Here is a 20,592-nt window from a genome sequence, read left to right on the forward strand (position 1 = left end):
GGTGGGCGTACGTCGCGGCCTGCTCAGTTCGCAGGAGCGGGCGCCTCGGCTTCGTTCACGTCCACCGCGATGGCGATCGGGCCGGCCATGGCGTCGCCGTCGTCCTCGTTCTCGCCTTCGTCCTCCGGCTCGGGCAGCGGACCGTCGTCGCCGGCATCGGCCGGGTCGTCCAGCCGCGCCACCAGGGTGCCGTTGACGTCCAGGGTGATGTCGTCGATCTCGCCCAGCTTCACCCGCACGCGGGCGCCGCGCGGCAGGCCCTGCGCGCCCAGCACGGGCAGCACCAGCGGCAACTCGTCGGCCCGCACCAGGAAGCTGCCGCCCGGGCCTTCCTTGAAGACGGTGGCGTCGATCTCGGTGATGCCGTTCTGGCGCAGGTACTGCAGCGTCCAGAAGCGCTCCATGCCGGCCTGGTAGCCGTTGTAGGCGCCGTAGGCGGCGTCGAAGCTGCTGATGATCGAGAACAGGTCGGCGTCCTTGGGCTTGAACGGCGCCGCGAGCGCGGCCGTCTTGCCGTGGCGCACGCAGGCGATGATCTGCCACTGGTTGACCAGATCGACATAGCGGCGCAGCGGCGAGGTCGCCCAGGCATAGCTCTTCACGCCGATGCCCGCATGCGGCAAGGCCTTGGTGCCCATGCGCACCTTCATGCCGGGCGCCAGGCTCGCCTGGCTGCGGTAGATGCCGGGCACGCCGTGCTCGGCGAGCAGGCCGCCCCAGGTGCTGTTGGCCACGATGGCGGCCTCGGCCACGATCAAATCCAGCGGCGCGCCGCGCTTGCGCGTGGTGATGCTGACCGTTTCGCTGCCCGTCGGCTCGGCGCCGTCGTTGCCGGCCAGGCGGAAGTTGTAGTCCGGCCGGTTGAAGGTCTCGGGCTTGCCGCGCACCGCTTCGCGCTGCGCCTTGAGCTTTTGCGCCAGGCGGTACAAAAAGGAGAGCTGCTCGCGCCGATCCAGCAGGGGCTGAGGGGTGTTGTCCACCTGGATCGACGGGTCGGCCAGCCAGGCCTCGGTCACGATGTGGTCGAGCTGGTCATGGCGCAGGTTCACGGCCACGGGCACGCGTTCGAGCTTCGTCTCGGTGCCGGTGATCTCCAGCGTGGCCTCGTCGATTGTCACGTAGAGCGACACGGCCGGGTTGGCGCGGCCTTCGTCCAGCGTGTAGATCTGCACCACCTCGTCCGGCAGCATGGTGATCTTGTAGCCCGGCATGTAGACCGTGGACAGGCGGTTGCGGCCCAGCTGGTCGATGGGCGAGCCCGGCGCGATGGCCAAACCCGGCGCCGCGATGTGGATGCCCAGCGTGACGGTGCCCGTGCCCAGGCCCTGCACCGACAGCGCATCGTCGATCTCGGTGGTCTGCGAATCGTCGATGGAATAGGCCTCGACCGGCGCCAGCGGCAGGTCGGCCGGCGGCTGCGGCGCGGTGACGGCCGGGAAGGCCGTGCCCTTGGGGAAGTTGTCGAACAGGAAGCGCTTCCAGTGGAACTGGTAGGGCGAGTCGATGGCGCCGGCCTGCGTCAGCAGGTCGAGCGGCGCCTTGTGCGTGGCGCGGCTGGCGTCCACCACCGCCTTGTATTCGGGCGCGTTCTTGTCGGGGCGGAACAGGATCTTGTAGAGCTGCTCGCGGATCGGCTGCGGGCATTCGCCCCGGCCCAGCTGCTCGGCCCAGGCGGCGATCTGCTCCTGGATCAGGCGCTTCTTCTCGATGCCGGCCAGCGCCTGCTGCAGGATCTCGGCGGGCGCCTTCTTGAAGCGGCCCTTGCCGGCGCGGCGGAAGTAGTGCGGTGCCTCATAGAGCGCGAACAGCGCGCCGGCCTGCTCGGCCAGCGTGGCGTTGGCGGAAAAATAGTCGCGCGCCAGGTCGGCAAAGCCGAATTCGTCTTCCGGCGCGAACTCCCAAGCCAGCGGCAGCTCGATGGTGGCGGCCACGGCCTGGGCCTCGCGCACCAGCTCGGCCGGCGCGGGCTTCTCGAACTTCAGCAAAACATGGGCGGCCTTGACCTTGACCCGTTTGCCGGAGTCGAGTTCGACTTGGGCGGAGCTTTCGGCCTCGGAAAGGATGCGGCCGGCCATGAATTTGCCGGCTTCTTCGAACAGTGCGTGCATGGCGGGGATTCTCCCATGGGCCGCGAGGCGGTCCGGCGGCCCGCCATGCCGAGGTGGCCGAGGGGGCTGGTGGCACAGCGCCCTGGCGGCGGCGGCGCCTATCATCGGAGCCCCTCCTGGTTATTTCCTCCCTCCAAGCTCCCTTCCATGCCCCTGCCGAAATCGATCGTGTCGCCGCTGGCCGTGCTGGCCATCGCGCTGCCCTTCCTTTTCGCGTGGACGCAGGCCCCGCTCTCCAACTTCTGGCCGCTCATGGCGACCGCAGCCTGCGCCTGGCTGCTGGCCGCCATCGCCTGGGCGCGCTGCGGCTGGCCTGCCCAGGGCATGGCTGCCCACGGCGCGCCCCGCGACGGCCTGGCCCGGCTGGTGGCCGCCGGGCTGGTGCTGGCCGGCACGGCGGCGGCGGTCATCGGGCTGGTGCAGTTCTTCCAGGGCGACGTGGGCGGGTCGCCCTGGGTGTTTGCCGCCACGCCGGGCCAGGCCCCGGGCAACCTGCGCCAGCGCAACCAGCAGGCCACGCTGCTGATGATGGGCCTCTGGGCGCTGCTCTGGTGGCGCGCGCGGCAACCCGCAGGCGGCAATGGGCACGGGGATGGGCGCGGTGACTGGCGCGGCGTGCTGGCCGCGGTGGCCGGCGGGCTGATGGCGGTATCGGCCGCCGCCACGGCCTCGCGCACTGGCGCGCTGGAGTGGTTCGTGCTCGGCATGCTGGCCCTCTGCTGGCGCCGCAGCCTGGGCACGCGCACCCTGGGCTGGGCGGCGGCGGCCCTGCTGGCCTACGCCGCCGCCTGCGCGGCGCTGCCCCTGCTGCTGCACTGGTGGACGGGGCTGGAGACGAACAGCCTCTTTGCGCGCGTGACGGGCGAGATGCCCCTGTGCGCCAGCCGCCGGTCGCTCTGGTCGAACATGCTGCATCTCATCAACCTGCGGCCCTGGACCGGCTGGGGCTGGGGCGACCTGGGCTATGCGCATTACGTCACGCTCTTTCCCGGCGAGCGCTTCTGCGCGCTGCTGGACAACGCGCACAACCTGCCCCTGCACCTGGCCGTGGAGCTGGGCCTGCCGGCCGCGCTGCTGCTCTGCGGGCTGGCGCTGGTCGCCACGCTGCGCGCGCGGCCCTGGGCCGAGACGCGGCCCGCCCGCCAGCTGGCCTGGGGCGTGCTTGCCCTGATCGGCCTGCACAGCCTGCTGGAGTTTCCACTCTGGTACGGCCCCTTCCAGCTGGCCGCCGCCTTGGCCGTGCTGCTGCTGACGCCCTGGCCTGCGGCGGCGGCCGGGCCGCGCAACGCCATGCCCTGGCGGGTGGGCGGGGCCGTTCTGGGCGTGGCCGCCCTGGCGCTGGGGGCGTGGGTGGCGAGCGACTACGTGCGCGTCAGCCAGCTCTACCGTCCGGCGGCCGACCGGCTGGCCGTCTATCGCAACGACACCCCTGCGCTGGTGTCGCGGCAGGTCACGTTCTTCCAGGGCACGGCGGAGTTCGCCGATCTCACCACCACCGACGTCACCGCCCGCAACGCGGCCCGGCTCAACCCCATGGCCCGGCGGCTGCTGCATTACTCGCCCGAGCCCCGCGTGATCGAGCCGCTGATCGCCAGCGCGCGGCTGCTCGAAATGCCGGCCGAGGTGGCCTTTCACACCGAACGCTACCGACTCGCCTATCCGCAGGACTTCGCCCGCTGGCAGCAGGCGAACGCGGCAGCGGCGGCATCCACTCCGGTGGCATCTTCGGCATCGGCCACGAAGAAGCCGCTCAGGTGAGCGGCGCGGCCTGCGGCCTTTAGGCGAGGCCCAGGAACCGGTCGATATCGGCCAGGTAGTCGGCGAACGTACCCAGGGCGTGGTCGCCGCCTTCCAGCAGGCGCAGGTCCGCCTGCGGATAGCGCGCCGCCATCTCGCGCCAGTCCAGCAGTTCGTCGCCCTTGGCGATGATCGCCAGCTGCGGTGCCGGGGCTGGCTGGCCGCTCACGTCGAGGGCGCGCAGCTCCCTGATGTATTCGGGGCGGAAGTAGAACGATTCGGCCGGGTCGTGCCAGGCGGTCTGCTGGCCGATGTAGCGTTCCAGGTCGCGCGCCGGGTCGACGGCCGGGTTCAGCAGCACGCTGGGGCAGCCGCATTGCTGGGCCACCCAGCTGGCATAGAAGCCGCCCAGCGACGAGCCCACCACGGCCATGCTGCTGCGCGGCCAGTCCGCAATGCCGCCGGCCACCAGCGCCATGGCGGCCTGCGGCGAGGGCGGCAGCTGCGGACACCACAGCTGCACGCCAGGGTGGTGGCGCTCCATGTGCTGCGCCATCTGCCGCGCCTTGGCGGACCGGGGCGACGAGCGAAAGCCGTGCAGGTAGAGCAGGTGGGTGGTGCGGGGCATGGCGGCGGAGGGTGGAGGCAAGGGCTTGGAGCATTGTGCCTTCCACCCCCTGGGGAGCGTCTGCACGAATCGCCGCGCCGCGTGCCTCTGCGGATTCGGGCAGTCTGCGGCGCTGCAAATCCTCGCCATAGCCCCGCCATGGCTGTGTTTGCGCCTTGCAGCCCCTCCCGATCCGCAGCGCTCGCTTTCCGCTCGATTCGTGCTGAGCTTTCCCTGGGCCGGCTGCCCGCCTGCCGCGCGCCGATAATCGCGCCCCATGTCCGCTGTCTTCGACAAACCTTCCCTGCTGCAGCGCGTGCTGCCTCTTTTTCGCGGATTCGACTGGATTCTCATCGGGCTGCTGCTGATGCTGGCGTCCATCGGCCTGGTGGCGATGTATTCGTCCGGCTACGACCATGGCACCCGGTTCTACGACCACGGCCGCAACATGCTGCTGGCGGCCGGCATCCTGTTCGTGGTGTCCCAGGTGCCGCCGCAGCGGCTGATGATGCTGGCCCTGCCGCTCTATGCGGCGGGCGTGGCGCTGCTGGTGGCGGTGGCGCTGTTCGGCATCACCAAGAAGGGCGCCCAGCGCTGGGTGAACCTGGGCATCGTGATCCAGCCCAGCGAGATCCTGAAGATCGCCATGCCGCTGATGCTGGCCTGGTGGTTCCAGAAGCGCGAAGGCCAGCTGCGGCCGCTCGATTTTCTGGTGGCGGGCGCGCTGCTGGCGGTGCCCGTGGGCCTGATCATGAAGCAGCCCGACCTGGGCACCTCGCTGCTGGTGCTGGCGGCGGGCCTCTCGGTGATCTTCTTCGCCGGCCTGCCCTGGAAGCTGGTGGTGCCGCCGGTGGTGCTGGGCGGCATCGGCATCGTGCTGATCGTGTGGTTCGAGCCGCAACTGTGCGCCGACGGCGTGCGCTGGCCGGTGCTGCACGACTACCAGCAGCAGCGCATCTGCACCCTGCTCGATCCGACGCGCGACCCGCTGGGCAAGGGCTTCCACATCATCCAGGGGATGATCGCCATCGGCTCCGGGGGCTTCTGGGGCAAGGGTTTCATGGCCGGCACCCAGACGCACCTGGAATTCATCCCGGAGCGCACCACCGACTTCATCTTCGCCGCCTATTCCGAAGAGTTCGGCCTGGCCGGCAACCTGCTGCTGATCGTCTGCTTCCTGCTGCTGGTGTGGCGCGGTCTGGCCATCGCCATGGGGGCGACCACGCTGTTCGGCCGGCTGATGGCGGGGGCCGTGTCGATGATCTTCTTCACCTACGCCTTCGTGAACATGGGCATGGTGAGCGGCATCCTGCCGGTGGTGGGGGTGCCGCTGCCGTTCGTGAGCTATGGCGGCACGGCCATGGTCACGCTGGGGCTGGCCCTGGGGGTGCTGATGTCGATCGCGCGGGCGCAGCGCCAGCCGCTGGCCGAGCGGGGCGGGTAGCCAGCCCCGGGGTAGCCACCCGGTGGGCGGAATCAGGCCGCCCGCAGGCAGGCCTCCACCGCGCGCCCCACCTGCAGCACCCGCGCATCGGCGCCGTGCAGCCCGCCCACCGACAGGCCCACCGGCAGGTCGCCCGCTGCCTGGCAGGGCAGGCTGAGCGCGCAGCCGTCGAGAAAGTTCAGCACCGAGGGGTTGCGCAGCACCTTGGCATTGGTGGCGAAGAAGCTTTCGTCGTCGGTGGCCATGTCCGCCAGCCGCGGCGCCAGCACGGCCACCGTGGGCATCAGCCAAGCGTCGAGCCCCTGCAGCCGCTCCCTGGCGACGGCCTGCAGCCGGGCGCGGGCGTCCAGCAGGTCGATGTAGTCTGCCGCCGAGATGGCTGCGCCGCGCCGGGTGCGCTGGGCCACGCGCGGGTCGTAACGCGCGGCGAGGGCCGCGTCTTCCAGCCGGGCCCGGTGCACGTGCCAGGCTTCGGCGGTGACCAGCCCACCTGCGGCATTGATGCGGGGCAGCTCCTGCAGTTCGGCGAAACCGAAGCGCACGATCTGCGCGCCGGCGGCCGACAGCCGCTCGAGTCCCCGCTCGAAGGCCTGCGCGACGGCGGCGTCCAGGCCGTCCAGCACGAAGTCCTCCGTCACACCCAGCCGCAGGCCGGCGAGCGGGGCTGCGGCGCTGTCCAGCGTGGCTCCACTCAGCACCGCGTCCAGGATCGCGCAGCAGTCCACGCTGCGCGCCAGCGGGCCGATCGAATCCAGGCTGCGCGAGAGCGGATAGGCGCCTGCCAGCGACACGCGGCGGGCCGTCGGCTTGAAGCCGGTCAGCCCGCAGAAGGCCGAGGGAATGCGGATGGAGCCGCCCGTGTCGGTGCCCAGGGCCGCGTCGGCCAGCCCCAGCGCCACCGTCACGGCGGCGCCCGACGACGAGCCGCCCGTGATGCGCGCGGCATCGCTCGGGTTGGCGGGGTGTCCGTGGTGCGGGTTCAGCCCCAGGCCGGAGAAGGCGAATTCGCTCATGTTGGTGCGGCCCAGCAGCACGGCCCCCGCGGCGCGCAGCCGGGCCACGGCGTCGGCGTCGGCCAGGGCCGGCTGCGGTCCAGGCACCCCGCCGGCGGAACCGGCCTGGGTGGTCTGGCCCTGCACGTCGAACAGGTCCTTGATCGACACCGGCAGCCCCGCCAGCAGCGAAGGCACCTGGCCCGCGGCGCGGCGCCGGTCGCTGTCCCGTGCCGCCTGCAGGGCGGCGTCCGCGTCCACCCTGCCGACATAGGCGTGGCCGCCGCCGGCCTGGTGCACGGCGATGCGCTCCAGCGCCTCGGCCACCAGCTGCTCGCTGGTGGTGGCGCCGCGCGCCAGGGCGTCGGCCTGTTCGCGCAGGGTGGGGTGGCGGGCGAAGTCGGCGCTGGCGCCGGAAGAGGGAGTGCGTTGCGGCATGGTCTGGAATATCACACAGTCCCGCGCACCGAGGGGTGACCGGGCGCCATGACGCCCCGTGGGCGCTGCGTGGCCGCAACGGTCGCTCATCCCCAACCCTGTCGATGGCCGTGCTGCCTGCCGGGCTGCTGCGGATCGCCCGGGCGCGCTGCACCCGGGGCTTCTAGAATCCGCGCATGATCTCCCGCGAACCCACCATCGAACGCCTGTCCATCGCCCGCCAGCTGTTGCTGGAACCCTTCGGACTGGACGAAACCCACCTGACGCGCGCATTGGGCGAGATCCGCGCCCACCGCGTGGACGATGCCGACCTGTACTTCCAGTACACCCGCAGCGAGGGCTGGAGCCTGGAAGAGGGCATCGTGAAGACGGGCTCCTTCAGCATCGACCAGGGCGTGGGTGTGCGGGCGGTGAGCGGGGAGAAGACGGCGTTCGCCTATTCCGACGACATCTCCGAGGCCTCGCTGCTGGATGCCGCGCGCACGGTGCGGTCGATCTCCTCCGTGGCGCAGACGGGCCGGGTGAAGGTTGCTCCTCAAAACATCGCAAAGAGCCGCTCGCTCTATGCCGGTATCGACCCTATCGCGTCGATGGACAGCACGGCCAAGGTGGCGCTGCTGGAAAAAGCTGAGCAGCAGGCCCGTGCCAAGGACCCGCGCGTGGCGCAGGTGATGGCGGGCCTGGCCAGCGAATACGACGTGGTGCTGGTGGCCCGTGCCGACGGCACCCTGGCGGCCGACGTCCGCCCGATGGTGCGCCTGTCGATCACCGTGATCGCCGAGCAGAACGGCCGGCGCGAGGTGGGTTCGGCCGGCGGCGGCGGACGCTTCGGGCTGGCGTACTTCGATGATGCGCAGATCACGCAGTATGTGAACGATGCGGTCAACGCCGCCCTGGTCAACCTGGAGTCGCGCCCCGCGCCGGCCGGCGAGATGACCGTGGTGCTCGGCCCGGGCTGGCCCGGCGTGCTGCTGCACGAAGCCATCGGCCACGGGCTGGAAGGCGACTTCAACCGCAAGGGCTCCAGCGCCTTCAGCGGCCGCATCGGCGAGCGCGTGGCGGCCAAGGGCGTGACGGTGCTGGACGACGGCACCATCACCGACCGGCGCGGCTCGCTCAACGTGGACGACGAGGGCCATGCCAGCCAGCGCAACGTGCTGATCGAGGACGGCATCCTGAAGGGCTACATCCAAGACGCGATGAACGCCCGCCTGATGGGCGTGGCGCCCACCGGCAATGGCCGCCGCGAAAGCTATGCGCACATCCCCATGCCGCGCATGACCAACACCTACATGCTGGGCGGCGACAGGGAGCCCGCAGAGATCGTCGCCAGCATCAAGCGCGGCCTCTACGCCACCAACTTCGGCGGCGGGCAGGTGGACATCACCAGCGGCAAGTTCGTCTTCTCCGCCAGCGAAGCCTTCTGGGTCGAGGACGGCAAGATCCTCTACCCCGTCAAGGGCGCCACCATCGTGGGCAGCGGCCCCGAGTCGCTCAAGAAGGTGACGATGATCGGCAACGACATGGCGCTCGACAGCGGCGTCGGCACCTGCGGCAAGGAAGGCCAGAGCGTGCCCGTGGGCGTGGGCCAACCCACCCTGCGCATCGACGGGCTGACGGTGGGCGGCACGGCCTGACGCGGCGCCCCATGCCGGCCGGCGTGACGGCCCCCTGACGAAAAAAAGCCCGGCGGACTGCTACCGCCGGGCTTTCTGGTTTCAGTGGCAAGCAGGGCCGCTGCGGCGGCCCTGGGCGTCAGGGCGTGACGACCACGGCGACCGGGCGCTGGCGGCGGAAGCCCAGCACGCCGGCACCGGCGGCGACGGCGGCGCCGATCAGCAGCACCACCAGCGTCGCCCAGGAGCCACGGGCCACGTTCTTGGCCGCTTGTTCGCCGGCTTCGCGGGCCTTCTGTTCGGCCTGCTGCTTGGCTTCCTCGATCTTGGCGCGGGCCTGGTTGTAGGTCTGCTCGTAGTTGGTGGCGATCTGCTCGGCTTCGGCGCGGCTCTTGCCCGTGCGCGCCACGATGATGTTGACCAGGGCTTCCTTGTCGGCTGCGTTCAGCACGCGTTCGCCACGCTGCATCACGCTGGCCAGCCAACCCTTGGCATCGGTGTCGGCGGTCTGGGGCGTCTGGGCGGCAGCCTCGGCGCGGGCCTGGCCTTCATTGGCGGCAGCCTGCGTCTCGTTCTTGATGTTCTCGGGCTGCAGCTCCGGCTTGCCGGTCTGGCGCAGCAGCTTCTCGAGTTCAGCCTGCAGGCTGTTCACGTCGAGCGAGATGCCGGCCTGGTCGAGCTGGCGCTGGACGGCGTTGCCCACGGCGGGCGCTGCGGCAGACACGCCCGCCCCGGCAACGGCGCCGACGGTGGTCAGACCGGTCTTGGCGGCGCTGCCGGCCACGTTCAACGCACTGCCGGTGGCGCTGATCAGCAGGTACACGGTGACCAGCGTGGTCATCGCCCAGGCCAGCAGGCCGTGCAGGCCGCCCGAGCGGCGGGCCAGGAAGCCCGCCACGAAGCCGCCGACGGCGATCGCCAGCAGCGTGGTCACGCCCGCCCAGATGCCGGCGCCCACGCCGAAGCCGCTGAAGGGGTTGCGGTCACCCATGGGGTCGATTGCAGAGGCACCGATGGCGGTGCCCAGTACCGACAGCACGAGGTAGACGATGAGGGAGAGAACGAGACCGGCGAAGACGGCGCCCCAGGAGACGGTGGCTGTCCATGGGCGCTCGTCGTAAGCGGCGGCAACGGCGGTGGTGGTGTGCAGGGGCATGAAGGCCTTCTTTCAAGTGTTGGAGCAGTGGTCTGGATAGACGGCTGAAGAATAGAAAGCCGTGTGGCCCTGTTACGTCTGTAAACGCGATCTGCCGGCGTAGGACAAGCGCCGAAATCCCCCCATTTCCGCCCGTTGAGGGCTGCCCGTGGCGCCCGATGGCCTGCCGGGCCTGCGGCAGGCGTGTCGTCAATCGGCAACGCGAGACTTTCCGTCACCCGAAAGGTCGTGTTACATTGAATCTCATGCAAGTGCGTAGCGCGTTTTATTTTGGTTTTTGGTTCTCTGTCCTGGCGGACGAGAGGTAAGCGCGCACCCACTGAGCACTGACCCCCGAGAACCGCCGAAGCTGAAAAGCCCGGCGGTTTTTTGTTTTTCCCCCTTCGTTTTCCTTCTTCTTTCTTCTTTCTTCTTTTCACCCTGACCCCACGAGGAAGCAACCATGACGGCTCCTGCCCACATTGCCAGCGACACCTGGTACCGCGACGTCGAGAAAACCAGCCAGACCGACGACGAACGTATCAAGGACATCACCGTGTTGCCTCCTCCGGACCATCTGATCCGCTTTTTCCCGATCCACGGGACGGCGGTCGAATCGCTCATCACCGGCACGCGCCAGGCCATCCACCGCATCATGGGCCGCGAGGACGACCGGCTGCTGGTGGTCATCGGCCCCTGTTCCATTCATGACCCCGCCGCCGCGCTGGAGTACGCCCGCCGCCTGAAGGCCGTGCGCGAGCAGTACAAGGACACGCTCGAGATCGTGATGCGGGTCTACTTCGAGAAGCCGCGCACCACGGTGGGCTGGAAGGGCCTGATCAACGACCCGTACCTGGACGAGAGCTATCGCATCGACGAGGGCCTGCGCATCGCGCGCCAGCTGCTCATCGACATCAACCGCCTGGGCGTGCCGGCCGGCAGCGAGTTCCTCGACGTCATCTCGCCCCAGTACATCGGCGACCTGATCAGCTGGGGCGCCATCGGCGCGCGCACCACCGAGAGCCAGGTGCACCGCGAACTGGCTTCCGGGCTGTCGGCGCCCATCGGGTTCAAGAACGGCACGGACGGCAACATCCGCATCGCCACCGATGCCATCCAGTCCGCCAGCCGCGGCCACCACTTCCTGTCGGTACACAAGAACGGCCAGGTCGCCATCGTCAACACCAGCGGCAACCAGGACTGCCACGTCATCCTGCGCGGCGGCAAGGCGCCCAACTACGACGCCGCCAGCGTGCAGGCCGCCTGCGCCGACCTGGAAAAGGCCGGCCTGCCGCCCACGCTGATGGTGGACTGCAGCCACGCCAACAGCAGCAAGCAGCACGAGAAGCAGCGCGACGTGGCCCGCGACATCAGCGCGCAGATCGCAGGCGGCTCGCACAGCGTGTTCGGCCTGATGATCGAAAGCCACCTGACCGCCGGCGCGCAGAAGTTCACGCCGGGCAAGGACCAGCCGTGCAACCTGGAATACGGCAAGAGCATCACCGACGCCTGCCTGGGCTGGGACGACTCGCTGGCCGCCCTGGCCGACCTGTCGGCCGCGGTGACGGCGCGCCGCGCCCGCTGAAAACCCGGGCGGTGCAGCGGGAGGGGCGGTGTAAGCTGCCCCGTTTCCGACCCCACCATTTTCAGGAAAGCGACGAATCCATGCCCAGTGAAGTCTTGGTCACCGTGCCACCCCGCCAGCAGTTCCGCTGCGATCTGCAAGGGGCCGAGCCCCTGGCCCACGAGGCCGCGCGCCGCTGGCTCGACGATGAATTCAACCGGCTGGAATGCGAACCGCTGCGCGCCAGCGGCAAGGTGCTGCTGGCCGACAAGGTGCTGACCGTGGCCCAGGCCGCCGGTCCCGCGCTGCTGGGCGACGACGCCTGGTTCAAGGCTTTCGCCCTGGCGACCAGCGCAGCGTTGGCCAAGCCCATCGTCCATGTCGACTTGCCGGCCATGGCCGTGAGTTTCTAAAGAAAAGTGCCAGTAGCGCCCATGGAATATGGGCTTTTTGCTATTTATTTGATAGCGATTGCAGCAGCAGGGCGTGCACCCCGCCGAAGTTGCCGTTGCTCATGCAGACCACATGGTCGCCCGGGCGCGCAGACTGGGTGATCTGGGCGACCAGTTCCTCGACGGTGCCAGCCGTGCGGGCGCTGGCTCCCAGCGGCGCCAGCGCTGCGGCGGCGTCCCAGTCGAGCCCGGCGGTATGGCAGAACGACAGATCTGCCGCTTCCAGCGCCCAGGGCAGCTGGGCCTTCATGGTGCCGAGCTTCATGGTGTTGCTGCGCGGCTCGAAGGCCGCCAGGATGCGCGCCTCGGGCCCGACCCGGCGGCGCAGGCCGTCGAGCGTGGTGCGCAGGGCCGTGGGGTGGTGGGCGAAGTCGTCGTACACGGCCACGCCGCCGACCGTGCCGCGTAGCTCCATGCGGCGCTTGACGTTGCGGAACCGGCCGAGCGCCGCCGCCGCATCGGCGGGCGAGACGCCCACGTGCTCCGCCGCCGCGATGGCGGCCAGGGCGTTGAGCTGGTTGTGCACGCCGCCCAGCGCCCATTCCACCCGGGCCACCACGCGGTCGCGCTGCAGCACGTCGAACGCATGGGGTTCGCCCCGGGCGGTGAAGTCGCTGACCGCCGCGCCGAAGCTCGACACCTCGCTCCAGCAGCCTGCGTGCAGCACCCGCGTCAGGCTCTCTTCCAGCCCGTTCACGACCACGCGGCCGGATGGCGGCACGGTGCGCACCAGGTGATGGAACTGCCTTTCGATGGCGGGCAGGTCGTCGAAGATGTCGGCGTGGTCGAACTCCAGGTTGTTCAACACGGCCGTGCGGGGGCGGTAGTGCACGAACTTGCTGCGCTTGTCGAAGAAAGCGGTGTCGTATTCGTCCGCCTCGATGACGAACACCGGCGCCTGGCCTGACAGTCCGGCACCCGCCACCGGCCGCCTGGCCGCGCCGAGCCGCGCCGACACGCCGAAGTCCAGCGGCACGCCCCCCACCAGGAAGCCGGGCTGCAGGCCGGCGCATTCCAGCACCCAGGCCAGCATCGACGTGGTGGTCGTCTTGCCGTGCGTGCCCGCCACCGCCAGCACGTGCCGGCCTTGCAGCACATGTTCGGACAGCCACTGCGGGCCGCTGGTGTAGGGCGCGCCTGCATCCAGAATGGCTTCCATCAGCGGAAACTTGGGCGATCCGTCCGGCAGGCGCGCCCGGCTCACCACGTTGCCGATCACATACATGTCGGGTTGCAGCGCCAGCTGGTCGGCGCCGTAGCCTTCGATCAGGTCGATGCCGAGCGCGCGCAGCTGGTCGCTCATCGGCGGATAGACGCCCGCGTCGCAGCCGGTCACGCGATGGCCGGCCTCGCGCGCCAGCGCTGCCAACCCGCCCATGAATGTCCCGCAAACGCCCAAGATGTGAATGTGCATGGGCGCCGATTCTAAGGTTGGAGCCCAACCGGCCGCCGACGCTCATCCTGTCAGCGCATGGCGCTACAAATTAGATAGCTAGCGGCGGTGGAGGCGGGGGCAATGCCCCTGGGCTGCACGCTGCCGTATCGGCGTTCTGATCGCGGTGGCAGGCCTTGGACGCGACAATGCGGTGTTCAACCGGAGGCCCGCCATGGAAACCGCACTCGCTACCGAGATCGCCAGTACCGCTGCCCGCCTGGTCGTTGAAGAGGGGCTGGAATGGGGCCCCGCCAAGCGGCGCGCCGTCAAGCAGTTGGGCCTGCCGGCCCGCACCCCGCTGCCCGACAACGACCTCGTGGAAGATGCGGTGCGTGAATACATCGGGCTCTTCTGCGCCGACACGCAGCCTGCCGAACTGCGCGCCCTGCGCGAGTTGGCGCTGGTCTGGATGGAGCGCATGGCCCAGTTCAGGCCGTATCTGGCGGGCGCCGTCTGGCACGGCACGGCCACCCGGCTGTCCGATATTTACCTGCAGTTGTTCTGCGATGACTGCAAGTCTGCCGAGATCGCGCTCATTGACCATCACGTGGATTACGAGCCGCGCACCGTGACCGGTTTTCGCGGCGAATCGGTGGAGGCGCTCAGCCTGAGCAGCTTTTCGCAGGCCCTGGGTGAAAACGTGGGTGTGCACCTCATGGTCTACGATCTCGACGACCTGCGCGGCGCTTTGAAACCCGACGCGCGGGGCCGGACCCCGCGGGGCGATGCGAAGGCCGTGCGCCAAGTGCTCGCCGACACCGCTGCCATCTCTTGACCCATTGCCCACCGCACCGCATGACCTCGCCCGAAACCGCTGCCCCCGAGACGCCCGCTCCCCGTTCCCGCCGCTGGGTGCTGGCGGGCGCCGGGGCTGCGGCGGCAGCGGCCGGTGCCGGACTGGCCTGGTGGCGTTTCCAGCCGCATGCGGTGGCTTCTGAGGCCGAAGCTGCCCTGTGGGCAGCGAACTTCACCGGCCCCGGTGGTGAGGCCGTGGCGATGCAGGCCTTCCACGGCCGGCCGCTGGTGCTCAATTTCTGGGCCACCTGGTGCCCGCCCTGCGTGGAGGAGCTGCCCCTGCTCAACACGTTCTACCGGGACCAGACCGCGCGCGGTTGGCAGGTGGTGGGCCTGGCGATCGACCAGCCCTCGGCGGTGCGCCAGTTCCTGCAGCGGCTCCCGCTCGATTTTCCGATCGCGATGGGTGGGCTGGGCGGTACCGATCTGGCCCGGTCGCTCGGCAACCTGACAGGCGGCCTGCCTTTTACGGTGGTGTTCGGCAAAGATGGCAACATCTTGCACCGTAAAATGGGCCAGGTGACCTCGGCAGACTTGAAGGCCTGGTCACAGCTGGCTTGAAGGGCTCGCGATTTCCACGGCACGATCACGTTAATTGCGCCAGATTCGGCGAACAAGGGCGAAATTCAGGTAAATTCGCGCCTCTTTCGTTTTTAGGCGCTGGAGCTCCCCATGGATTTGCGAAAACTCAAGACCCTGATCGACCTCGTGTCCGAGTCGAATGTCTCTGAACTGGAGATCACCGAGGCCGAAGGCAAGGTCCGCATCGTGAAGGGCGGCGGCGCCGTGGTGCAGCAGTTCGCCCCCGCACCTATGCAAGCCGCTCCGGCAGCCGCGGCGCCGGCAGCCGCCGCTCCGGCCGCGCAGGAAGCCGCACCCGCCCAGACCGGTCATGTCGTCAAGTCGCCCATGGTCGGCACCTTCTACCGCGCCGCGAGCCCGGGCGCCAAGGCGTTCGTGGAAGTGGGCAGCCAGGTCAAGGAAGGCGAGACGGTCTGCATCATCGAAGCGATGAAGATCCTCAACGAGATCGAAGCCGACAAGTCCGGCACCATCACGCGCATCCTGGGCGAGAACGGCCAGGCAGTGGAATACGGCCAGCCTCTGTTCGTCATCGAGTAAAGCACCGCATGTTCAAGAAGATTCTGGTTGCGAATCGCGGCGAGATCGCGCTGCGGATTCAGCGCGCGTGCCGTGAACTGGGCGTCAAGGCCGTCATGGTGTATTCCGAGGCCGACCGCGAAGCCAAGTACGTCAAGCTGGCCGAAGAGGCGGTGTGCATCGGCCCGGCACCCTCGCCGCTGTCGTATCTGAACATGCCGGCCATCATCTCGGCCGCCGAGGTGACCGACGCCGAAGCCATCCACCCCGGCTACGGGTTCCTGTCCGAGAACGCCGATTTCGCCGAACGCGTCGAGAAGAGCGGTTTCCAGTTCATCGGCCCCACCCCCGAATCGATCCGCATCATGGGCGACAAGGTGTCGGCCAAGCAGGCGATGATCCGCGCGGGCGTGCCCTGCGTGCCGGGCTCGGAAGGCGAATTGCCCGACGATCCGGTGCAGATCCGCCGCATCGCCAAGGCAGTTGGCTATCCGGTCATCATCAAGGCCGCAGGTGGCGGCGGTGGCCGCGGCATGCGCGTGGTGCACACCGAAGCCGCGCTGGTCAACGCCGTGCAGATGACCAGGGCCGAAGCGGGCGCCGCCTTCGGCAATCCTGCGGTGTACATGGAGAAGTTCCTCCAGAACCCGCGCCACATCGAGATCCAGATCCTGGCGGACAAGCACCGCAACGCGGTCTACCTGGGCGAGCGCGACTGCTCCATGCAGCGCCGCCACCAGAAGGTGATCGAAGAGGCGCCGGCGCCGGGCATTCCGCGCAAGCTGATCGAGCGCATCGGCGAGCGTTGCGTGGCGGCCTGCAAGAAGATCGGCTATCGCGGCGCGGGCACGTTCGAGTTCCTGTACGAGAACGGCGAGTTCTACTTCATCGAGATGAACACGCGCGTGCAGGTGGAGCATCCGGTGACCGAGTGGATCACGGGCGTGGACATCGTGAAGACGCAGATCATGGTGGCGGCCGGCGAAAAGCTGCCATTCACCCAGCGTCAGATCGAGATCCGTGGCCATGCCATCGAATGCCGCGTGAACGCCGAAGATCCGTACAAGTTCACCCCGTCGCCCGGCCGCATCACGACCTGGCACGCTCCCGGCGGCCCCGGAGTGCGGGTCGATTCGCACGCCTACACCAACTACTACGTGCCGCCGAACTACGACTCGATGATCGGCAAGATCATCGTGCACGGCGACACGCGTGAGGAAGCATTGGCGCGCATGCGCACGGCCCTGTCCGAGACCGTGATCGAAGGCATCAACACCAACATCGCGCTGCACCGCGAATTGATGGTGGACGCCAAGTTCACGACCGGCGGCACCAACATCCACTACCTGGAAGAGTGGCTGGCGCATCACAAGCGCTGAGAAGACCGGGGCCACGCCCGACCGGTTCGCGCGAGCGAGCGGCTGAGCGTTGCCTTGAGCGATGATTGCCATGCTGGCCTCCGGCGACGGACGCCAGCATTTTTATTGCGGGGGTCGCCCCGAGGAGTGCCCGAGATGTTTGAACTGAGCCTGTTGTGCCCTGAAGACCGCGTGGAAACCGTGAGCGATGCGTTCGATGCGCTGGAAGCGCTCAGCGTGTCGGTGGAAGACGCCGACGCCCAGACCGATGCGGAGCAGGCGCTGTTCGGCGAGCCCGGCATGCCGCCCCCGAAGGACGGCTGGCAGCGCAGCCGCGTGGTGGCACTGTTTCCCGACCAGGCTGCAGCCGATGAGGCGCGGCGGTTGCTGGAGGCGCAGGATTTCTTCGAGGGCTGCGTGGTGCTCGGCGTCACGTCCGTTGCCGACCAGGACTGGGTGCGCCTGACGCAATCGCAGTTCGCGCCGGTCGAGATCACGCCCGATTTCTGGATCGTGCCCACCTGGCATGACCTGCCCGAAGCGGCGGCGCGCAGCATCCGGCTGGACCCGGGCCTGGCCTTCGGCACCGGCACGCATCCGACCACCCGCATGTGCCTGCGCTGGATCGCGCGGCAGGGCGCGGCGCGGCAGTCGTCCGCCGAGCCGTGGGGCCGGGTGCTCGATTACGGCTGTGGCTCGGGCATCCTGGCGATCGGCGCTGCGAAGTTCGGGGCGCAGGCGATCGACGCGGTGGACATCGATCCCGCCGCGGTCGAGTCGACGCTGCAGAACGCCGAGGCCAACGGCGTGCAACTGGCCGCAGGCCTGCCGGACCGGGCGCAGGGCAGCTACCAGACCGTGCTGGCCAACATTCTCGCCACGCCGCTGAAGGTGCTGGCGCCGCTGCTGTGCGGCCACGTGGCACCCGGTGGTCACCTGGTGCTGGCCGGCATCCTGGAGCGGCAGGCGGACGAGCTGAAGCAGGCCTATGCGCCCTATGTCGCGCTGGAAGTGGCAGATACGGAAGACGGCTGGATCCTGATGACGGCCCGGCGCTGATCGCAAGCCCCCCCATGGCCGGGCGGGCTGGAGTCTGAGCGCGCGAAGTGCGCACCTACAATCCTCAGCCGATGAGCCAGATCACCCGCTGCCCCTCCTGCGAAACGACCTTCAAGGTGGTCGCGGACCAGCTGCGCATCTCCGACGGGTGGGTCCGCTGCGGGCAGTGCAAGGAAGTCTTTCACGCCGCCTCCAACCTGCAGGCCACACCGGCCGAACCGCTGCTGCCCGAATTGCCGCTGGACCAGTGGCGGTCGGCAGACGACAGGAGCGGCCCGGCGCCTGACGATGCGCGCGGTTCGCGGACGGATGCGGTGGCGGGCCCGGCAAGCGCTCCATCCGCCGCAGGGCCGGTGCCCGCCGTCGGTGCCGCTGGTGGACTCAAGGTCTGGAGCAGCCCCCGCGCGGCTGCCAGCGGTGCCCCCGAAGCACATCCCGGCACCGTCACGAGTTCGGGCGCACCCACGCTGTGGGCCACGCCCGCCGTGCCGGCTGAGGCGCGTGGGTTCCCCGATGCCGATGCCGATGCCGATGCCGATGCCGATGCCGATGCCGATGCGGCCGCCGGGCGCGACGCTGAGGAAGTGCCGGCATTCCTGTCTGCGGCGAAGCGCGCGCAGGCGGTGGAAACACCGGCCTGGAACCTGGAACCCCTGACGCCTTTCGGCTGGCGCACCCGGCAGGAGCTGCCTGCTGCCGAGCCGTTCGTTGCGCCTCCGCCGCCGAGCCCGGCCGAGGGGCCGGCCGATGCGAAGCTCCAGCCCGCCCCGGCCGCACCCCTGCCGATGCCTGAGCGGTCGCAGCCCGGGGACATGGCGCCGGATTCCGGCGGTTACGAGCTGCCATTCGCCGAATTGCGGGACTCCGGCTGGCCCGAGGACCTGGAGCTGGACCTGAACGACGCAGCCGCGGCAGCGATCGGCACCCACTCCGGTAACCAGCCGCTGGGCCAGGTGGTGGAGGGTGCCGAGCCGCCGTGGGCTGCCGACCCGCTGGATACCCTCGTCGCGCTGGAAGCGCAGGCCGCTGCCGAAGCAGGGCCGGTCGTCTCTGCCCGCTCGGTGGAGGGCGACGAACCGTCCGGCGCGGCACTGCTCCGCAAGGCGGATGCGGGCGACGAGGCTGCCCAGGCTGACGGCGCGCCATCGCTGATGCCGTCGCACGCTCCTGCAGCGCCGCGCAGGCGGTTGGGTGCAGCGCATCGCAACACGGCCGGCGGCGGCGGCGGTGGCGGTGGCGGTGGCGAAAGCATGGCGGAACAGGAGCCGGGTTTCATCCGCGTCGCGCGCCGGCAGGCGCTGTGGCGGCGTCCCGCCGTGCGTGCCGCTCTGGTGTCGGTCGTGGTGCTGCTGACCGTGTTCCTGGCGCTGCAGGTGGCGGTGCGGGAGCGCGACCGGATCGCCGCGCAGTACCCGTCCACGCGGGCCCCGTTGCAGGCCCTCTGCGCGGCGGCGGGTTGCAGCCTCGCACCGCCACGCAGCATCGCCGACGTGGTGATCGACAGTTCGTCGTTTGCCAAGAGGCGCGCAGAGGGCGCGTTCCAGCTGCAACTCTCGCTCAAGAACCGCAGCGCGATGACGCTGGCCATGCCGGCGGTCGAACTCACCTTGACCGATGCGCAGGACCAGCCAGTGGTTCGCCGCGTGATCCGTGCCGACGAACTGGGAGCGCCTGCCGCGCTGGCCGCGCAGGGCGAGTGGACGGGCGTCCTGCCGCTGACCGTCGATGCCGACGCGAACCGGGTCGCCGGCTACCGTCTGCTGGCTTTCTATCCTTGATTTTTTTCTGACTGGACTTTTTCTTCTATGGCTGCCCTGATTTGCGGTTCCCTGGCGTTCGACACCATCATGACTTTCGAGGGACGCTTTGCCGAGCAGATCCTGCCCGAACAGTTGCACATCCTCAACGTGTCGTTCCTGGTGCCTTCGCTGCGCCGGGACTTCGGCGGATGCGCCGGCAATATCGCCTACGGCCTGAAGCTGCTGGGAGGCGAGCCGCGCCCCATGGCCACGCTCGGCACGGATGGTGCCGACTATCTGCAGCGGCTGGTGAGCCTGGGCATCGATGCGCGGCATGTCGGCCAGGTGGACGATACCTACACGGCCCAGGCGCTGATCATGACCGACCGGGACAACAACCAGATCACCGCGTTCCATCCGGGCGCGATGATGCAGGCGCACCTCCACCGCATCGAGGCCGAGGCCGGAGTGAAGCTCGCCATCATCGCCCCCGACGGGCGCGATGCCATGCTGCAGCATGCCGACCAGCTGGTGCAGGCGGGCATTCCCTTCGTGTTCGATCCGGGCCAGGGCCTGCCCATGTTCAATGGTGAAGAACTGCGCCGGTTCGTGGAGCAGGCGAGTTGGGTGACGGTCAACGACTACGAAGGCAAGATGCTGTGCGAACGCACGGGCTGGAGCCTGGCCGACATTTCGCGCAAGGTGCGTGGCCTGGTGGTCACGCTGGGTGCCGAGGGCTGCGAGGTGTGGGAACAGGGCGAACACACGGTGGTTCCGGCCGTCCAGCCTGCGGCGGTGGTCGATCCCACGGGATGCGGCGACGCGTGGCGCGGTGCCCTGCTGTTCGGCCTGGAACGCGATTGGCCGCTGAGCCAATGCGCGGCCCTGGGCAACCGGCTGGGCGCCCTCAAGATCGCACAGCGCGGCCCGCAGAACTACACGCTGGACTTCTCCGTGGAGCAGTGGGCCGACGCTTCCGCTGACCGCTGACCGCTGACCGCGGGCCCGCCGC

The 20,592-nt window shown here is 69.3% G+C and carries 17 protein-coding genes; 12 read left to right on the forward strand and 5 right to left on the reverse strand.

Annotation, left to right across the window (positions count from 1 at the left end; genetic code table 11):
• Window positions 1-23: 23 nt before the first annotated feature.
• Window positions 24-2,108, reverse strand: a complete 2,085-nt coding sequence (locus ASF94_RS00985) for a ribonuclease catalytic domain-containing protein (protein ID WP_056660206.1) — start codon at window positions 2,106-2,108, stop codon at window positions 24-26.
• 147 nt (window positions 2,109-2,255) lie between these two features.
• On the opposite strand from ASF94_RS00985, the gene ASF94_RS00990 reads away from it, so the two are divergent.
• Window positions 2,256-3,866: a Wzy polymerase domain-containing protein gene (locus ASF94_RS00990; protein ID WP_056660209.1), complete on the forward strand. Its 1,611-nt coding sequence runs from the start codon at window positions 2,256-2,258 to the stop codon at window positions 3,864-3,866.
• Window positions 3,867-3,885: 19 nt separating this feature from the next.
• On the opposite strand, the gene ASF94_RS00995 is transcribed toward ASF94_RS00990, so the two are convergent.
• Window positions 3,886-4,473, reverse strand: coding sequence for a YqiA/YcfP family alpha/beta fold hydrolase (locus ASF94_RS00995; protein WP_056660212.1), 588 nt, complete (start codon window positions 4,471-4,473; stop codon window positions 3,886-3,888).
• A 256-nt stretch (window positions 4,474-4,729) separates the two neighbouring features.
• On the opposite strand from ASF94_RS00995, the gene rodA reads away from it, so the two are divergent.
• A complete protein-coding gene (gene rodA / locus ASF94_RS01000) occupies window positions 4,730-5,896 on the forward strand; it encodes a rod shape-determining protein RodA (RefSeq protein WP_056660215.1) in 1,167 nt (388 codons plus the stop codon).
• A 32-nt stretch (window positions 5,897-5,928) separates the two neighbouring features.
• Here rodA and ASF94_RS01005 read toward each other — a convergent pair whose 3' ends face one another.
• Window positions 5,929-7,326 carry an amidase gene (locus ASF94_RS01005; RefSeq protein WP_056660218.1) on the reverse strand — a complete coding sequence of 466 codons (1,398 nt, stop codon included), beginning with the start codon at window positions 7,324-7,326 and terminating at the stop codon, window positions 5,929-5,931.
• Between the two features lie 176 nt (window positions 7,327-7,502).
• Here ASF94_RS01005 and tldD point away from each other — a divergent pair, with 176 nt between their 5' ends.
• The gene (gene tldD / locus ASF94_RS01010) at window positions 7,503-8,963 is read left to right on the forward strand and encodes a metalloprotease TldD (RefSeq protein ID WP_056660221.1); all 1,461 of its coding nucleotides are present in this window, start codon (window positions 7,503-7,505) and stop codon (window positions 8,961-8,963) included.
• 118 nt (window positions 8,964-9,081) lie between these two features.
• On the opposite strand, the gene ASF94_RS01015 is transcribed toward tldD, so the two are convergent.
• On the reverse strand, window positions 9,082-10,098 hold the full coding sequence (locus tag ASF94_RS01015) for a hypothetical protein (RefSeq protein ID WP_056660224.1): 1,017 nt from the start codon (window positions 10,096-10,098) through the stop codon (window positions 9,082-9,084).
• A gap of 442 nt (window positions 10,099-10,540) precedes the next feature.
• Here ASF94_RS01015 and ASF94_RS01020 point away from each other — a divergent pair, with 442 nt between their 5' ends.
• Together ASF94_RS01020 and ASF94_RS01025 are read left to right on the forward strand one after the other, a co-directional pair.
• Window positions 10,541-11,662 carry a 3-deoxy-7-phosphoheptulonate synthase gene (locus ASF94_RS01020; RefSeq protein WP_056660227.1) on the forward strand — a complete coding sequence of 374 codons (1,122 nt, stop codon included), beginning with the start codon at window positions 10,541-10,543 and terminating at the stop codon, window positions 11,660-11,662.
• Window positions 11,663-11,742: 80 nt separating this feature from the next.
• A complete protein-coding gene (locus ASF94_RS01025; RefSeq protein WP_056660230.1) occupies window positions 11,743-12,054 on the forward strand; it encodes a hypothetical protein in 312 nt (103 codons plus the stop codon).
• 40 nt (window positions 12,055-12,094) lie between these two features.
• On the opposite strand, the gene mpl is transcribed toward ASF94_RS01025, so the two are convergent.
• Window positions 12,095-13,507: a UDP-N-acetylmuramate:L-alanyl-gamma-D-glutamyl-meso-diaminopimelate ligase gene (gene mpl, locus ASF94_RS01030; RefSeq protein WP_056660233.1), complete on the reverse strand. Its 1,413-nt coding sequence runs from the start codon at window positions 13,505-13,507 to the stop codon at window positions 12,095-12,097.
• 193 nt (window positions 13,508-13,700) lie between these two features.
• Between mpl and ASF94_RS01035 the strand changes: the two genes are divergently transcribed.
• The 7 genes from ASF94_RS01035 to ASF94_RS01065 all read left to right on the forward strand — a co-directional run bounded on the left by ASF94_RS01035 (window position 13,701) and on the right by ASF94_RS01065 (window position 20,570).
• Window positions 13,701-14,303: a hypothetical protein gene (locus ASF94_RS01035; RefSeq protein WP_056660236.1), complete on the forward strand. Its 603-nt coding sequence runs from the start codon at window positions 13,701-13,703 to the stop codon at window positions 14,301-14,303.
• Between the two features lie 20 nt (window positions 14,304-14,323).
• Window positions 14,324-14,884 carry a TlpA disulfide reductase family protein gene (locus ASF94_RS01040; protein WP_056660239.1) on the forward strand — a complete coding sequence of 187 codons (561 nt, stop codon included), beginning with the start codon at window positions 14,324-14,326 and terminating at the stop codon, window positions 14,882-14,884.
• A gap of 111 nt (window positions 14,885-14,995) precedes the next feature.
• Entirely contained in the window at window positions 14,996-15,445 is a 450-nt protein-coding gene (accB, locus tag ASF94_RS01045) for an acetyl-CoA carboxylase biotin carboxyl carrier protein (RefSeq protein ID WP_056660242.1), read from the forward strand.
• A gap of 8 nt (window positions 15,446-15,453) precedes the next feature.
• A complete protein-coding gene (gene accC / locus ASF94_RS01050; RefSeq protein WP_056660245.1) occupies window positions 15,454-16,803 on the forward strand; it encodes an acetyl-CoA carboxylase biotin carboxylase subunit in 1,350 nt (449 codons plus the stop codon).
• A gap of 135 nt (window positions 16,804-16,938) precedes the next feature.
• On the forward strand, window positions 16,939-17,841 hold the full coding sequence (prmA, locus tag ASF94_RS01055) for a 50S ribosomal protein L11 methyltransferase (RefSeq protein ID WP_056660248.1): 903 nt from the start codon (window positions 16,939-16,941) through the stop codon (window positions 17,839-17,841).
• A gap of 71 nt (window positions 17,842-17,912) precedes the next feature.
• Entirely contained in the window at window positions 17,913-19,619 is a 1,707-nt protein-coding gene (locus ASF94_RS01060) for a zinc-ribbon and DUF3426 domain-containing protein (protein WP_056660251.1), read from the forward strand.
• 27 nt (window positions 19,620-19,646) lie between these two features.
• Complete coding sequence (locus ASF94_RS01065) at window positions 19,647-20,570, forward strand: carbohydrate kinase family protein (protein WP_056660254.1); 924 nt, start codon at window positions 19,647-19,649, stop codon at window positions 20,568-20,570.
• Window positions 20,571-20,592 lie beyond the last annotated feature (22 nt).

The organism is Acidovorax sp. Leaf160, from assembly GCF_001424265.1.
Classification (GTDB): Bacteria; Pseudomonadota; Gammaproteobacteria; order Burkholderiales; family Burkholderiaceae_C; genus Paracidovorax.